16 protein-coding genes and 2 tRNA genes are annotated in these 13,911 nt (G+C 59.2%); 4 read left to right on the plus strand and 14 right to left on the minus strand.

Translation table 11 applies throughout. From position 1 onward, the window contains the following. Positions 1-9: 9 nt before the first annotated feature. From ACZ25R_RS17970 to ACZ25R_RS17980, 3 genes are all read right to left on the minus strand, one after another. Positions 10-1,272 (minus strand): glycerate kinase type-2 family protein, encoded by a 1,263-nt coding sequence (locus tag ACZ25R_RS17970; protein WP_472461767.1) that lies wholly within the window; start codon positions 1,270-1,272, stop codon positions 10-12. Further along, positions 1,272-1,583 carry a Dabb family protein gene (locus tag ACZ25R_RS17975; RefSeq protein WP_472461768.1) on the minus strand — a complete coding sequence of 104 codons (312 nt, stop codon included), beginning with the start codon at positions 1,581-1,583 and terminating at the stop codon, positions 1,272-1,274. Before ACZ25R_RS17975 ends, ACZ25R_RS17970 begins: the two co-directional genes overlap by 1 nt. A 153-nt stretch (positions 1,584-1,736) precedes the next feature. Further along, positions 1,737-3,038, minus strand: a complete 1,302-nt coding sequence (locus ACZ25R_RS17980) for an amidase (protein WP_472461769.1) — start codon at positions 3,036-3,038, stop codon at positions 1,737-1,739. A gap of 189 nt (positions 3,039-3,227) precedes the next feature. Between ACZ25R_RS17980 and ACZ25R_RS17985 the strand changes: the two genes are divergently transcribed. Then, entirely contained in the window at positions 3,228-3,371 is a 144-nt protein-coding gene (locus tag ACZ25R_RS17985; protein WP_223611812.1) for a DUF1127 domain-containing protein, read from the plus strand. A 57-nt stretch (positions 3,372-3,428) separates the two neighbouring features. Here ACZ25R_RS17985 and ACZ25R_RS17990 read toward each other — a convergent pair whose 3' ends face one another. Continuing rightward, positions 3,429-4,274 (minus strand): MipA/OmpV family protein, encoded by an 846-nt coding sequence (locus ACZ25R_RS17990; protein WP_472461770.1) that lies wholly within the window; start codon positions 4,272-4,274, stop codon positions 3,429-3,431. 280 nt (positions 4,275-4,554) lie between these two features. On the opposite strand from ACZ25R_RS17990, the gene ACZ25R_RS17995 reads away from it, so the two are divergent. Continuing rightward, positions 4,555-5,397, plus strand: a complete 843-nt coding sequence (locus ACZ25R_RS17995; protein WP_472461771.1) for a glycosyltransferase domain-containing protein — start codon at positions 4,555-4,557, stop codon at positions 5,395-5,397. Between the two features lie 105 nt (positions 5,398-5,502). On the opposite strand, the gene ACZ25R_RS18000 is transcribed toward ACZ25R_RS17995, so the two are convergent. Beyond that, positions 5,503-5,578, minus strand: a tRNA-Phe gene (locus ACZ25R_RS18000). Positions 5,579-5,769: 191 nt separating this feature from the next. On the opposite strand from ACZ25R_RS18000, the gene ACZ25R_RS18005 reads away from it, so the two are divergent. After that, a complete protein-coding gene (locus tag ACZ25R_RS18005; protein WP_472461772.1) occupies positions 5,770-6,855 on the plus strand; it encodes a Gfo/Idh/MocA family protein in 1,086 nt (361 codons plus the stop codon). Between the two features lie 20 nt (positions 6,856-6,875). Here ACZ25R_RS18005 and yacG read toward each other — a convergent pair whose 3' ends face one another. The 8 genes from yacG to murA form a co-directional block, all read right to left on the minus strand. Next, complete coding sequence (yacG, locus tag ACZ25R_RS18010; RefSeq protein WP_374042664.1) at positions 6,876-7,082, minus strand: DNA gyrase inhibitor YacG; 207 nt, start codon at positions 7,080-7,082, stop codon at positions 6,876-6,878. Positions 7,083-7,093: 11 nt separating this feature from the next. Beyond that, positions 7,094-7,720 (minus strand): Maf-like protein, encoded by a 627-nt coding sequence (locus ACZ25R_RS18015; protein WP_403169935.1) that lies wholly within the window; start codon positions 7,718-7,720, stop codon positions 7,094-7,096. Between the two features lie 59 nt (positions 7,721-7,779). Next, positions 7,780-7,998, minus strand: a complete 219-nt coding sequence (gene infA, locus ACZ25R_RS18020; RefSeq protein WP_008122731.1) for a translation initiation factor IF-1 — start codon at positions 7,996-7,998, stop codon at positions 7,780-7,782. A 136-nt stretch (positions 7,999-8,134) separates the two neighbouring features. Then, positions 8,135-8,614, minus strand: coding sequence for an arsenate-mycothiol transferase ArsC (locus ACZ25R_RS18025; RefSeq protein ID WP_223611819.1), 480 nt, complete (start codon positions 8,612-8,614; stop codon positions 8,135-8,137). Continuing rightward, complete coding sequence (locus ACZ25R_RS18030) at positions 8,611-9,096, minus strand: UPF0262 family protein (protein WP_403169931.1); 486 nt, start codon at positions 9,094-9,096, stop codon at positions 8,611-8,613. Before ACZ25R_RS18030 ends, ACZ25R_RS18025 begins: the two co-directional genes overlap by 4 nt. A 7-nt stretch (positions 9,097-9,103) precedes the next feature. Then, the gene (gene hisD, locus ACZ25R_RS18035; RefSeq protein WP_472461773.1) at positions 9,104-10,396 is read right to left on the minus strand and encodes a histidinol dehydrogenase; all 1,293 of its coding nucleotides are present in this window, start codon (positions 10,394-10,396) and stop codon (positions 9,104-9,106) included. Between the two features lie 21 nt (positions 10,397-10,417). After that, entirely contained in the window at positions 10,418-10,855 is a 438-nt protein-coding gene (locus ACZ25R_RS18040; protein WP_223611825.1) for a DUF2948 family protein, read from the minus strand. A gap of 135 nt (positions 10,856-10,990) precedes the next feature. Continuing rightward, positions 10,991-12,280, minus strand: a complete 1,290-nt coding sequence (gene murA, locus ACZ25R_RS18045) for a UDP-N-acetylglucosamine 1-carboxyvinyltransferase (RefSeq protein ID WP_223611827.1) — start codon at positions 12,278-12,280, stop codon at positions 10,991-10,993. Between the two features lie 469 nt (positions 12,281-12,749). Between murA and ACZ25R_RS18050 the strand changes: the two genes are divergently transcribed. Further along, positions 12,750-12,824: transfer RNA gene (locus ACZ25R_RS18050), tRNA-Thr, on the plus strand. 86 nt (positions 12,825-12,910) lie between these two features. Here the strand turns inward: ACZ25R_RS18050 and ACZ25R_RS18055 are convergent. Beyond that, a complete protein-coding gene (locus ACZ25R_RS18055) occupies positions 12,911-13,897 on the minus strand; it encodes a glycosyltransferase family 2 protein (protein WP_472461774.1) in 987 nt (328 codons plus the stop codon). Positions 13,898-13,911 lie beyond the last annotated feature (14 nt).

Genomic DNA, 13,911 nt, shown 5'->3' on the forward strand with positions numbered 1-13,911 from the left:
ACGCGTTCCCTAGCGAATAAGGATCGCCCTGAGATCATTGACATTGGTGCCGGTTGGCCCCGGGACGAAGAGATCGCCGATGGCATTGAACGCCGACCAGGCATCATTGCCGTTGAGATAGGCGGATGCGTCGAGCCCCTTGGCCAAAAGCCGCGCGATGCTGCCGCTGTCGGCAAAGGCCCCGGCATTGTCCTCCGAGCCATCGATCCCGTCCGTGTCCGCCGCAAAGGCGCTGATACCGTCATATCCGTCGATATCGAGCGCCAGGGACAGCAGGAACTCGCTGTTGCGGCCGCCCTTGCCTTTTCCCCGCACGGTCACCGTGGTTTCACCGCCGGAAAGCAGGACCACGGGTTTGGCAAACGGCTGATTTTTCGCCAGCACCTGCTTGGCCAGCGCCGAATGCACATGCGCCACCTCCCGCGCCTCGCCTTCAATGGCATCGGACAACACGACTGCCTCCACGCCAAGTGAACGGGCGGCATCGGCCGATGCTTCCAGCGAAACGGCAGCGGAGGCAATGACCCGGTGCTCATGCGCCGCAAATACCGCATCTGACGGCTTGGGTGCGTCGGCCGCTGCCGACTGCAGGTGTTTCAGGGCTGCCGCCGGCAGAGCGAGACTGTAGCGCTCGACGATCCGCAGGGCATCCTCGCGGGTTATGGCGTCGGCAACGGTCGGACCCGATGCAACAAAGGCCGGATTGTCGCCGGGTATATCGGACACGATCAATGAAAAGACGCGCGCGGGATAGGCGGCCGCAGCCAACCTTCCGCCCTTGATCGTGGAGAGATGTTTGCGCACGGCATTCATCGCGGAAATCGGCGCTCCCGAAGCGAGCAGCGCCCTGTTGACCGCGATCTCGTCATCGAGGGTCATGCCATCCGGCGGCGATGGCAGCAAGGCCGACCCGCCGCCTGAGATCAGCGCGACCACCAGATCATCGCTGGTCAGGCCCGAAACGGTTTCGAGCAGGCGCTTCGAGGCAACAAGACCCGCCGCATCCGGCACGGGATGCGAAGCTTCGATGATCTCGATGCGCTCGCATGGAACACCAAAGCCGTAACGGGTGACCACCAGCCCTTCCAGCGGGCCATCCCAGGCCTTTTCAAAGGCGCTTGCCATCTGCGCCGATCCCTTGCCCGCGCCGATCACAATAGTCCGGCCCTTGGGCTTTTCCGGCAGATGCGCGGCAATCGTGCGCTGCGGATCAGCGGCAACGACGGCGGCTTCAAACAGCTTTTTGAAAAACTCCTTATCCTGCATGCGCATCACATATCCAGATCAAAGACAAGAACACCCTGAACGCCGTCGGCAGCGGCGGCAACAATGCGCCCGCCGATAGCCCTGTGCCCGGCGTCGTCAAGGTAGGTGTCACGCGCATCCGCATCGGCGAAATCGATGATGAAGCCTTCGCTGAAGCCTTTGTCCATGCCGGTTTCCGGACTGACATTGGCACCGGCATGAAAGGACAGGACGCCGGGCAGTTTTCCGCACAGCGTTGCAAGATCGTTGTATATGTCCTGGCGGGTAGCGGCGGCGACATCACCGCGAAAGCGAATAAAAACACAATGGCGTATCACGGAAGAGACTTTCACTGATGGTTGGCGGCCCGATTGTGCGGTGAAGCAGCAAGGCCTGGCATTATCTTGGATCAATCGACGCGTATCCTGACGGGATTGCCGAAAATTGCGAGCGCTATTTCCGCCTCCTGCGCAAATTTCTCTGGACGGAACCTAACCGAACAATCGTTCCACCGACATGGCCATCGACAACAGGCGGCGATCCGCACCATGCCGGGCAAACAGCATCAGCCCCCCGGGCAATGCCAGGCCCGGCATAGGAATGCTGATCGCGGTCAAATCGAACTGGTTGGCAATCTGCGGGTTGCGTAACAAGAGGCCTTCCGTGCGTTTGTAGAATTCCTCGTTCTCGCTTACGTCAGCGATCAGCGGAGCCGTCATCGGCACCGTCGGCAGAGCCAGGAGATCATAGGCGGCAATATGCCGGTCCATTTTTCGCACCAGCGCCTGCCGCTTTTGCATCACGCCGATGTAGTCGGCTTCCGAAACACTCAAGCGCCGCCGCAAGGTTTTCTGGACGCGCTGATCCACATCAAGCCCGGTCTCATTCAACCAGTCCGCATGAACCCGGCTGCCTTCGATCCCGGCAATGGAGCCGACCGAGGTCGCCTCAGCCATTTCATCGACCAGTTCATCCAGCGAGCATTCCACCAGGATCGCTCCGGCTTTTTCGCATAGAAGCAGGCTTTCCTCGAATGCCCGAGCGATAACCGGCTCCATTGCGGAGAGAACCTCCCCCTGCGGCAGGCCGATGCGCAGGCCGGTCAGGGACAGGGGTTCAGGGACATCCGGGGCCTCGCCCGCCATCACCGCATCCGCCACGGCGCAATCGGCGACCGAGCGCGCCAGGGGACCAACGGAGTCAAGACTTGGCGCCAAGGGAAAAGCGCCCTGCAGGGGAACACGCTTTGCCGTGGGCTTGAAACCGGCAACACCATTCAGCGCCGCGGGAATGCGGATGGACCCGCCCGTGTCCGACCCTATGGAAATCTCGCTCGTGCCATCGGCGACAGAAATCCCCGCGCCGGTCGACGATCCGCCGGCAATGCGGCTGCTGTCGCGGGCATTTCCGGCGATGGGATAGTGCGGATTGAGGCCAACGGCGGTGAAGGCAAACTCGGTCATGATGGTCTTGCCGAGAATGACAGCACCGGAGCGCCGCAAACGCTCGACGATCACCGCATCCTTGACCGGGGCCGGGGCACTCTGGCGCATGCGCGAGCCAGCCAGGGTTGGTTCGCCAGCCACATCGAACAGATCCTTGATCGAAACGATCCGGCCATCGAGGCCGCCAAGGCTGGTCTCCTCGCGCATCCGCCGGTCCGAGGCATCCGCCTCCGCCCGTGCCGTGGCGGCATAGAGCTTGACGAAGGCATGCCCGTCTCCAGCAGCGATGGCCGCAAGGCTTTGCTCCAGTTTATCACGCACAGATCCGGCCGATTGAGACAAAGGCATCCTCCCCTCCCACATGAACTGCATTGTCTATAACGCCGCCTGCTGAAAATTCAAAAGGGGGTTCGGATTGCCGGTCATATTGCTATGCAGCATGCTCATTGCTGCCATGCAACATTAGCAATTTTCATGTGGCCGGACGCGTCGCACTATTTTCCCCGGGAGGTTGGTCAAAAATAAGGGGAATACCAAATGAGCCTTCGCAACCATATCCAAAAGTGGCGCCAGTATCGTCAGAACCTGTATGAATTGAGATTGTGCACCGATCGCAATCTCGCCGATCTGGGCATCGCCCGCTCGGACATCCGCCGCGTCGCGTGGCAGGCCTGCGACTGAGCCTTTCAACAGCTGCATTTATATGGACTAAATCGGGCAGGCCGTTACCGGCCTGCTTCAGTGACCGACGCCGAACGAGTAATTCCAGGTCACGCCGATTGCCTTCTGGTCTTTGGACCCGAGTTTCGGCACAATCGGACTATCCTCCGCATCGCCCGCCAGCCGGTCATACCGGCCGAACACCTGAACGCTCCACGTGTCGGAGAATGAGTAGGTGGTGGCTGCGACAACCCCGTATGATTTGACCCCGCCACCCGGCGTGTACGGCTCGACGCGGTGGTTGTTGTGGGATTCCTCTTCCGTCACACCGAAGGTGTTGCGCATATAGGTGCTGTCGGCAAGCGACAGGCGGGGCCCGACAGAGAACAGAAATTTATTATAGCGCTGGAATACGTCAGCCGAGAGATCGGCGACGAGACCCTCGGAATTATTGAAAGCCTGCCTCACCTCGGCGCGCACCCGCAGGCGATCCTGGATCGGCCAGAACTGCGCGAATACGCCGCCATCCACGGTCCATGACACATGGCGCAGGCCGACAAAGCCCCGATCATCCGAATGGGAACGGCCGGACCGGAAACCGATGACAGGGCCGATCTCCAGCCCGCCGAGGGTCAGCAGCGTATAGTCGATATTGTCGTCGGGCGCACTCATGCCCTCGGGCTCATCGCCACGCCGGATATCGAAGGACGGCATGAAACCGAAGCCGTTGGCGCGCGCACCTTCAAACTTGCTGCCATATTCGACGCTGGCGCCAACCGTCACGATCCAGCGCGCCGGATTGACGGGCTTGCCGTCGCTGGCAATCGGGTCAGAATCTGCCGCAAATGCACTGTGGGCGGTGGCGGTCACAAGACCAGCGCACGCCAGTGCGGCGGCAAATTGCCTTATACTCCGATACATCATCTCAAACGGTTGTCCCGATTTGCAATCATCCAGGATTGCCCCACCAGCAAAATTCATTTCTCTGGCCAATGCCAGCGCCATTCTCATCAGAGAAAATAGGCGCTTGAATGATATAAGTCACCTTCTGAACGGAAACGACAGGAAAATCGATATACGCAGTGAATCAATTTTAAACCAGAGACAATCCACAGGGACACGCGCCCTTCCCGCAAACGACGCAATCGCGGCGGCGGGCCTGTGAGCGTATTGCCTTTTTACAACCGCTGATTTAGTGACGATTATGGTGTCACTCTCGAAGCTTCGAATAGTATTTCTCCGTGCAGTTCGACGTGAAAATAAGCGGCGCGTTGTCTATACTTGCCTTTTTGGGTATTCCGAACGTTTCGCAGACTTTGAGTACGACCGGCCAGAGAATACAGATTTCGTCTGCTTCACAGATGATCCGAAACTGTCCTCAAATTTTTGGCGGGTTATTCACGTGCCCGCCTCATCGCTCGATCCGCACAGGACATCCAAAGGCTATAAAATTCGACCGCATCTGTATTTCCCCAACCACAAATACAGTCTCTATCTCGACAATACGGTGAAACTAAAGAAGCCGGTCTCGACCATATTCGACGAGTTTGCGGCCTCGAGAGATATGATGCAGGCGTTTGTTCATCCTGAGAGAGATTGTGCCTATGACGAGGCCAGGGTTGTCGCTGATATCGGATATGACAGAAAATCCATCGTCGAGCAGCAAATGGCACGCTATCGAGAGCTAGGTTATCCGCAGACCAATGGTTTGAATGTCGGAACGCTACTGCTGCGCAAGCACAATGAGCGGCGGGTCGTTGCCGCAATGAATGCATGGTACGAGGAAGTGCTGAAGTTCTCGAAACGCGACCAGCTCTCCTTCAATTTCATACAATGGCGTCATGGCTTGCAGGTATCGCCAATCCGCGGATCGCCGCACGAAAACGAAATGATGGAATGGCCAACTGTTTTGAACAGCCAAAGGCTGCCGCGCGACTTCGAAGATAACAGGTACCTGGAACTCAATCAGGACGTCGCTGCTGCCGCGGTAAATCCGCGTGAACATTACTTGCATTACGGCATAAGCGAAGGCCGATCGTATAAGTGATTGCCATTCTATGGCCCTGATGCCTGCTGCACCACGACGCAATATAAAATCGGCTGATATCCGACATGGCTATCAAGCAAACTATTGATCTTATTGAGAAAGAAGTGGTGCCCAGACGCGGATTCGAACCACGGACACGCGGATTTTCAATCCGCTGCTCTACCAACTGAGCTATCTGGGCACTTCAGGCATTTCCGTTATCCGGCAAGCCTTTCTGACAGCGTTGATTTTCCGTCAGAAGCGGGTGGGTTATAACACTAAAAATCCCCCTGTCCAGCATCAACTGACGAATTTTTTGCCGTTTTTCTGCCTCTTGCAAACAGCATGCATTGATGCGTTGTTTATTATCCAAAGAGACAGGATTCGCATTTCATGGATGAAACGGGGGACAAAGCTGCCAGGAGCAGTGCTTTTGGCTGGGGAATCATCGGCAGCGGCGAGATCGCTCAGCGATTTGCCGCCGATCTTGCGTTTGTTCCGCAGGCCTTCATCGCCGCCAATTATTCCCGCTCGCTCGCCGATGCCGAACAGTTTCGCGATGCATTTGGCAGCAAGTGTGCCTATGGCGACCTTGATTCCCTGCTGGCGGACCCGGCCGTCGACGCCGTCTATATCGCAACACCCAATTCCATCCATCTGGCACAGGCCCTGAAGGCCGTGCGCTCCGGCAAGGCCATCCTCACGGAAAAGCCCATTGCGCCATCCCACACGGAAGCCTCGGTCATCCAGCGCGAAGCAGCCCGGATCAAGGTCTTTGCCATGGAAGCCATGGAGACCCGCTTCCTGCCGGCTGTCGTGGCGGCCAAAGCGAGAATCGATGCGGGCGAGATCGGAGCGATTCGCCGAATCACCGCGGAACTCGCCCATGCCGAGGACTACACCCCGGAAAACCGCCTGTTCAACCGGTCCCTCGGCGGCGGTGCCACGCTTGACCTCGGCATCCACGGCGTCTCCCTGGCGATGCATTTTCTCGGCCAACCGCAAAAAGTATCCGGCCTGTGGCACGCCGCGCCGAATGGCGTGGATATGAGCTCGGAAATAGCGCTGCACTATGATGGGGCCGACGCGATCCTGTCCTGCGGTTTTGATCGCAACGGCGCGAATCATTGCGTCATCGAGGGAACGCAGGGCACGCTGCGGCTGGATGCCCCGTTTGACAAGGCGCAGCGGCTGACGATGTACCGGCCCTTCCTGGTTGCGACACCCTTCGGCCCGCTGAAACGGCCGGGAGGCCTGCTTGGCAGGCTGCTTGATCGCCTGCCGGTCCCCGGGCGCAGGAGCGAAGACTATCCGTTTGAAGGCAACGGCCGGCAGTTTGAAGCCATGGCGGTGATGGACGCCATGCGCAAGGGTGAAACAAGCGCAAGGACCATGCCCCTGAGCGACAGCATCCATGTCCTGCGTGCGATCAATATCGTGCTGGCACAGCCCGCCACACCGCGTGTGATCAAGCTCTGAAACGTTTCACGGCGGTGCGTTCAGCGTTCGGTGTCGTCTTCGCTGTCGTCGGCGCTTTCAACCGCCGGAAGAACATAGGCACCCGTCAGCCAGCGATTGAGATCGACATTGCGGCAGCGGCTCGAGCAGAAGGGATAGTGCTCCCGCTGTGACGGCCGCTTGCATTCTGGGCATGGCCGTGTCGGCCGCAATGGCGTTACCTTCGCCGCGCTGTTGTTTTCGTCCATCAGTCCAAGACCTAGTGTGCCGATGATTGCCAGTTTGCATAGACGGGATAACCCTCGCCATGCAGGAGACCGGCTGTCTCGTAAAGCGGCAGGCCGACCACATTGCTGTAGGAGCCGACAAGTTTGACCACAAAACCGCCCGCAAGTCCCTGAATGGCGTAGCCACCGGCTTTTCCGCGCCATTCACCCGATGCAAGATAGCTCTCCAGCTCCTCGCGCGAAAGACGCTTGAAGCGCACCCGGGTTTCGATCAGATCCTGACGGATCTTGCCCTTCGGCGTGACAAGGCAAAGACCGGTGAAAACGCGATGCGAACGGCCGGACAAAAGGCGCAGGCAGCTGGTTGCGTCGTCGAGAATTTCAGCCTTGGGCAGAATGCGGCGTCCAACCGCCACTACGGTATCGGCAGCGATGATGTAGGACTTGCCAAGGTCCGCGTCACCCTTCAACTCGTCTGCCACCTTTTCGGCCTTGAGGCGCGACAGACGGCGTGCGAGCGAGCGCGGGTGCTCGGCACGCAAAGGCGTTTCGTCCACGTCGGCGGGCAACAGGCGATCGGGCTCCAGGCCGATCTGGCCCAGCAGCGCCAGACGGCGCGGCGAGCCGGATGCCAGAACCAGTTTGTGTTGATCGCTCATGAACGCATTCCTGGAAATTCGTGTCCTGCGGACAAGTCAGGCCGAAGCCGGGAGGACTGTTATTTGAAGCGGTAGGTAATGCGACCCTTGGTCAGATCGTATGGGGTCATCTCGACAAGGACCTTGTCACCCGCCAGAACGCGGATGCGGTTCTTGCGCATACGGCCGGCCGTGTGAGCAATGATTTCATGATCGTTTTCAAGTTTGACCCGGAACATCGCGTTGGGCAGCAGCTCCGTCACGAGACCGGGAAACTCTAGTACTTCTTCTTTCGCCATGCGTAGTTCTATCTCCAGAAAGGAATTTGCGGTCACACTCGACCGCAATTTTGGGCGGAACCTATAGTATTGCGCGGCATTTGTGAACAAGGGAGTTCAATGCAATTGTGCACGGGCTGACAAAGGTTCGAATTGCCTAGCCGAAACGCGCTTGAATATGGTGTTTGAGGTTGTCGCGCACGTCGCGGTAGGCCTCCATGATCTGGTCACGGCGTCCGCGCACCAGCGTCGGATCGGGTGTCGGCCAATATTCCACATGGACCGATGTCGTTCGCGTCAGCTCCAGCGCCATGTGATGGGCCTTGGGCGACAGCGTGATGATCAGGTCGAAATAGTCGTCCTCAAGCTCTTCGAACGTGCGCGGGTGAAGGGAAATGCGCTTCAACCCGAGTTCTTCCAGCACGGCATCGACGAATGGGTCCGGTTCGCCTTTTTCAACACCGGCCGAGGCAACATAAACCCGGGGCGGTAGCAGGCTGCGGGCCAGCGTTTCGGCAATGGGCGAACGGATGGAGTTCATGCCGCAGATGAACAGCACCGCACCGGGCATGCTCCGTTTGGCAGGCTCCTGCCCGTCCGGGAGCTTGTCGGGTTCGGCGCCCACTGGTCCGCTCATCCCCGCCAATGCAGCACACACACCAGGGTAAAGAGGCGGCGGGCGGTATCGAAATCCACCTCGATCTTGCCGTTCAGGCGATCCATCAGCGCTTGCGATCCTTCATTGTGCAGCCCCCGTCTCCCCATATCGATGGCCTCGATCTTGCTTGGACTGGATGAGCGGATGGCCTCGTAATAGCTCTCGCAGATCATGAAGTAATCCTTCACCACCTTGCGCAATGGCGTCAGCGACAGAATATGGGTGACCACATCATCGCCGGCCTCACGCGAAATGGCAAAGACGAGACGCGACTCGATCAGTGACAGTCTCAGGCGATAGGGGCCCATCCCATCGTCATTGACAGGACGGAAACTGTTTTCCTCGATGAGATCAAAGATGGCAACGGCGCGCTCATGCTCGACATCGGGCGTGGAGCGGCCGATGGTCTCGTCCAGCTCCACATCGATCAATCGCGCATCGGTATTGCCCGTTGCTGTCATTGTCACCCTATAGGTTCAACCGGATCGCGACGGAATTGCCGTGCGCATCAAGACCTTCGGCGCGCGCGAGTTCTATCGCCGCCGGCCCCAGAGCGCGCAACTGTTCCACACCCAGCTTCAGGATGGACGTTCGCTTGACATAGTCAAGCACCGAAAGGCCGGAAGAGAACCGGGCTGACCGCGCTGTCGGCAGGACATGGTTGGAGCCGCCGACATAGTCGCCGATCACCTCGGGCGTATAACGGCCAAGGAAAATGGCCCCGGCGTTGCGCACGCCCGCCAGCAGGGCTTCCGGATCAGCGGTCGCGATTTCCAGATGCTCGGCCGCGATGCGGTTGACCAGCGGCAGTGCAGACTGCAAATCCTGAACCTGGATGACCGCGCCATAATCGCGCCAGCTGGCGCTTGCGGTTTCCGTCCGGGGCAGTCTTGCCAGTTGGCGCTCGACGGCGGCGATAACAGCATTGCCGAATGCCTCGTCGTCAGTGATCAGGATCGACTGCGACGCCGTATCGTGCTCGGCCTGGGCCAGAAGATCGGCAGCGACCCAGTCCGGGTCGTTGTCGCTGTCGGCCAGAATGAGGACCTCCGACGGACCTGCGATCATATCGATGCCGACCGTGCCGAACACGCGGCGCTTGGCAGCGGCCACATAGGCATTGCCTGGACCAACGATCTTCGACACCGGTGCTATGGTTTGCGTGCCATAGGCCAGCGCGGCGATTGCCTGTGCACCGCCCACCCGGTAAATCTCGGAAACACCGGCAAGGCGTGCGGCCACGAGAACCAGCGGATTGAGCTTTCCGTCCGGAGACGGCACAACCATGACGATGCGCTCGACGCCGGCCACCTGGGCCGGGACAGCGTTCATGAGGACCGAGCTCGGATAACTCGCCGTGCCGCCCGGCACGTAAAGCCCGACCGATTCCACCGCCGTCCAGCGCGACCCGAGTTCCACACCCAGTGCATCGGTGTAGCGGTCGTCCTGCGGCATCTGCCGCTGGTGGTGGGAATGAATGCGGTTACGGGCGAGCTTGAGCGCCTCGACGGTTTCCAGCGGCGCTGCCGCCATCGCCGCATCGATTTCGGCTGGTGTGATGGCAATGCCGTGCTGCACAAGGTCGATGCGGTCAAAACGCTGCGAATAGTCGATAAGCGCCGCATCGCCTTCGGTGCGAACCCGATGAATAATATCGGCAACCACGCGATCCACATCCTCCGATACTTCGCGCTTGGTCAGAAGAAACGCGGAAAACCGGGATTCAAAATCAGGGTCGGACTGCCTCAACACCAAAACCACAATAACTGCTCCTCTTGCCCGTCAGGCTTCGTGTTCCGGCTTGAAATCGGTTTCCCATGCGGGGCCGAGATCGGTCAGCTGGGCCTCGATGGCTTCCACCTCGAGCCGCAACGCCCTGTTGGCAGCAAATGTCAGCTCGATCACGCCTGAAGGCGCATCGCCAACGATGAAGCGGATCGCCAGCAGGGAAAGCACGTCGTCCTTGAAACGGCGGTCGATGCCGGTTGCCTTGAGGCTTTTCACCCGGGCGAAATGCAGTGCCGTGCGCCGGCGTTCAAAACTGCGGTGGCGCTTGCCATCGGCGGCCAATTCCCAGACAAACCGGTTGACGGCCAGCACCAGACGGCTTTCGGCCGGCAGATAATCGATATCGGCTATTTTCAGCACCGAATCCTGCAGATGCGCAGAAAGGATTTGCAGATCTTCCTCATCAAGCGCGATGAGTTTGAGAGTGTCCATGTCTACCCTTTGCATAACTTTTCAGGACCATGGCGCGCAAAACACGCCATGCTCCCTTCCCTGTTAGAGGAAAGTTCAGGCAAATGGAATTCTGCTGCGCGGAGAAAGTGCGCCAGCAGAAAAAACAGCCGGGAATCAGTCGCTGATACGCTCGACAACCGCACCGCAACGGGACAGTTTTTCTTCCAGACGCTCGAAGCCGCGATCAAGGTGATAAACGCGGTTGACCGTCGTTTCGCCTTCGGCGGCCAGACCGGCGATAACCAGCGAAACCGATGCGCGCAAATCCGTCGCCATGACCGGCGCGCCCTTCAAACGTTCCACGCCTTCGATCTTGGCCGTTTGCCCCGACAGGGAAATTTTCGCGCCAAGGCGAGCCAATTCCTGCACATGCATGAAGCGGTTCTCGAAAATGGTTTCGGTGATGTGGGACGTGCCCTTGGCCTTGGTCATCAGGCCCATGAACTGTGCCTGCAGATCGGTCGGGAAACCCGGGAATGGCTGGGTGGTCACATCGACCGGCATGATGCCATGGCCGTTGCGCACAACACGCAGACCGGAATTTGTTTCGGAAATTTCCGCACCGGCCTGTCCGAGCGTCTCCAGTGCCGCACTGAGGAGGCTGGCATCGGCGCCTTCGAGGATCACGTCACCACCCGTCATGGCAACGGCCATGGCGTAGGTGCCGGTTTCAATGCGGTCGGGAATGACGCGAACCCGCGCACCGGAGAGGCTGGTCACGCCCTCGATGGTGATGGTCGGCGTGCCTGCACCGCTGACGCGGGCGCCCATGGCATTGAGGCAATCGGCGAGGTTGACGACTTCGGGTTCCTGTGCGGCGTTCTCGATGACGGTTTCGCCCTTGGCCAGGGTCGCGGCCATCATCAGCACATGGGTGGCGCCGACCGATACTTTCGGGAAGGTGAAGCGCGTGCCGACGAGGCCGCCCTTGGCGCTGGCCTTGACGTAACCGTTTTCAATGTCGATGTCGGCGCCGAGCGCCCGCAGACCATCGATGAACAGATCGACCGGACGCGTGCCGATGGCGCAGCCGCCCGGCAGCGATACGGTGGCAACGCCCATGCGTGCCAGAAGCGGCCCAATCACCCAGAAACTGGCGCGCATCTTGGACACGAGTTCGTAGGGGGCGGTCGTATCGACAATATTGCGGGCGGTGAAGTGGATCGTGCGGGAATAGGCGCCGTCCTGGCGTTCGCGGCGGCCATTGACCGAGTAATCGACGCCATGATTGCCGAGAATGCGGATCAGCTGCTCCACATCGGCCAGATGCGGCACGTTTTCGAGCGTTAGCGTATCATCCGTCAGCAGCGACGCGATCATCAACGGCAGGGCCGCATTCTTGGCACCGGAAATCGGGATGATGCCATTGAGCTTATTACCGCCAACAATCTTGATACGATCCATAATGTGTCACTTTCGCGGGGATAGACCCGTCCTGTCGTTGAGACCCTTTGCAGAGCCGGTTGATCTAAACCATCGCAGAGAATGGTTCAAGAAATGCTTCGATCGCAGCGCGACCGGTCAAGATTCCGAAGACGGGGTATCGGAGGATGTCTGTTCTGCAGCGGTGATTCCCTCGTCCCGGTCATCTGCAGCCCCGGAGCGCCGGGAACGTATTTGCTGTTTTCGCCGCGCCAGATTCGCCCGCAATTGTTCTGAACGCCGCTTCTCACGGCTTGTTTGCTCGGAATTCGGGTTTTTCGAAGACGGCGATGTCATAAGTTATCTTTCAAAATCCGTGCGCCCCAACGCGGCTTTTATCCACGTAAATACAGGGCTTTTGGCAAATACTGATATTTTGCCCAAGAGATTACAATTGCTTGCTTGCGATTTGAGCAATGATATGGCAGAAGTCCGCCGCGTTCGCAAATCAGCTGCGGTAGCTCAGTGGTAGAGCACTCCATTGGTAATGGAGAGGTCGAGAGTTCAATCCTCTCTCGCAGCACCAGTCTTTTCGATGATCGGACGATCATCCCGTGTGCGAACGTTATCCACAGATCATTTTGACGATACAGCCTGATCGCTGACCAGGGGTCATGTTCCGCTGACGCGCTTGTAGTGGGCTGATTCGCTGCCCATGCATGCCCGCAGGACGCCGACGATACTGCCCAGGCGCGACGCCGCCTTGACCAGTGTTCTTCCCCGCGTGAACGGCACGGCGATCAGGTAGAGGCAAAGCGACAGCAGGCGGCCAATGAGCGAGCCGGGCAAACGCAGGAGCGTTGCGGCCCTGTGCTTGTTCAGCTTTGTGCCCATTTCAATGATGCTGATGTCCCGGCTGCGCCGGTATTGATAGGCGAAGGTCAGCCGGTCCTGCGGTACGGTTTCATAGGCGACGGCCGCCGGGGTCCAGCCTGTCTTGGCACCGAGCCTGCGCGCGTCCGCCCACAAGCGCCAATCCTCGCCGCCAGCCAGGGCAAGCGCATTGTCGAAACGCACGCCGGTTCTGCGGAAGAATGCCAGATCTCCCATCCAGCTGCCGGTGGCGATCCGTATCCGGTCGCCCTGTCCGGCATTGCGCCTGCGCAGGTACTTTGCTTCGCTGTTCCGGTTGGCGCGGTCCATGCCGGACCAGATCATTTTCTGCCACACCGTCACACCCGGACCATGCGGCGCGAGCCGAACCGGAGACCCGACAATATCAAAATCAAAGGCATCGCGCTCGGCAAGCAGCTGAACGAGCCAGTCCGGTTCGACGGTTTCGTCATCGTCGGCAAAGGTCAAAAGGTCATCGCCGGCATCGAGCGCACAGTCCAGAACCCGATTGCGGGCAAAGGCAATGCCGAGACGCGGCTCGACTTCGTACTGAACGGTGGACTGCGGCAGCAGGGCCCGGAACGTTTCCACCACGTCGGAAAGGGTTGGCTGGTCATTGTTCTCGACCACGACAAAACGGATGCTGGTACCCGCCGGAACCTGCATCCGCGCATAGGATTCGAAGAGGTTTTTCAGCATCATCGGCCGATTGCGGGTGATGGTCCCGACGCAGATGCTGCGTTCCCTCACCGTTTCTGCGGACACAGGATTTCCCATCA

The organism is Phyllobacterium sp. RCAM01083 (genome assembly GCF_055685835.1).

Bases quoted from the DNA above. Each gene is read 5' to 3' on its own strand.
- ACZ25R_RS17970 (WP_472461767.1), bottom strand. From the start codon at position 1,272: ATGCGCATGCAGGATAAGGAGTTTTTCAAAAAGCTGTTTGAAGCCGCC.
- ACZ25R_RS17980 (WP_472461769.1), bottom strand. From the start codon at position 3,038: ATGCCTTTGTCTCAATCGGCCGGATCTGTGCGTGATAAACTGGAGCAA.
- ACZ25R_RS17985 (WP_223611812.1), top strand. From the start codon at position 3,228: ATGAGCCTTCGCAACCATATCCAAAAGTGGCGCCAGTATCGTCAGAAC.
- ACZ25R_RS17990 (WP_472461770.1), bottom strand. From the start codon at position 4,274: ATGATGTATCGGAGTATAAGGCAATTTGCCGCCGCACTGGCGTGCGCT.
- ACZ25R_RS17995 (WP_472461771.1), top strand. From the start codon at position 4,555: ATGGTGTCACTCTCGAAGCTTCGAATAGTATTTCTCCGTGCAGTTCGA.
- ACZ25R_RS18005 (WP_472461772.1), top strand. From the start codon at position 5,770: ATGGATGAAACGGGGGACAAAGCTGCCAGGAGCAGTGCTTTTGGCTGG.
- yacG (WP_374042664.1), bottom strand. From the start codon at position 7,082: ATGGACGAAAACAACAGCGCGGCGAAGGTAACGCCATTGCGGCCGACA.
- ACZ25R_RS18015 (WP_403169935.1), bottom strand. From the start codon at position 7,720: ATGAGCGATCAACACAAACTGGTTCTGGCATCCGGCTCGCCGCGCCGT.
- infA (WP_008122731.1), bottom strand. From the start codon at position 7,998: ATGGCGAAAGAAGAAGTACTAGAGTTTCCCGGTCTCGTGACGGAGCTG.
- ACZ25R_RS18025 (WP_223611819.1), bottom strand. From the start codon at position 8,614: ATGAGCGGACCAGTGGGCGCCGAACCCGACAAGCTCCCGGACGGGCAG.
- ACZ25R_RS18030 (WP_403169931.1), bottom strand. From the start codon at position 9,096: ATGACAGCAACGGGCAATACCGATGCGCGATTGATCGATGTGGAGCTG.
- ACZ25R_RS18040 (WP_223611825.1), bottom strand. From the start codon at position 10,855: ATGGACACTCTCAAACTCATCGCGCTTGATGAGGAAGATCTGCAAATC.
- murA (WP_223611827.1), bottom strand. From the start codon at position 12,280: ATGGATCGTATCAAGATTGTTGGCGGTAATAAGCTCAATGGCATCATC.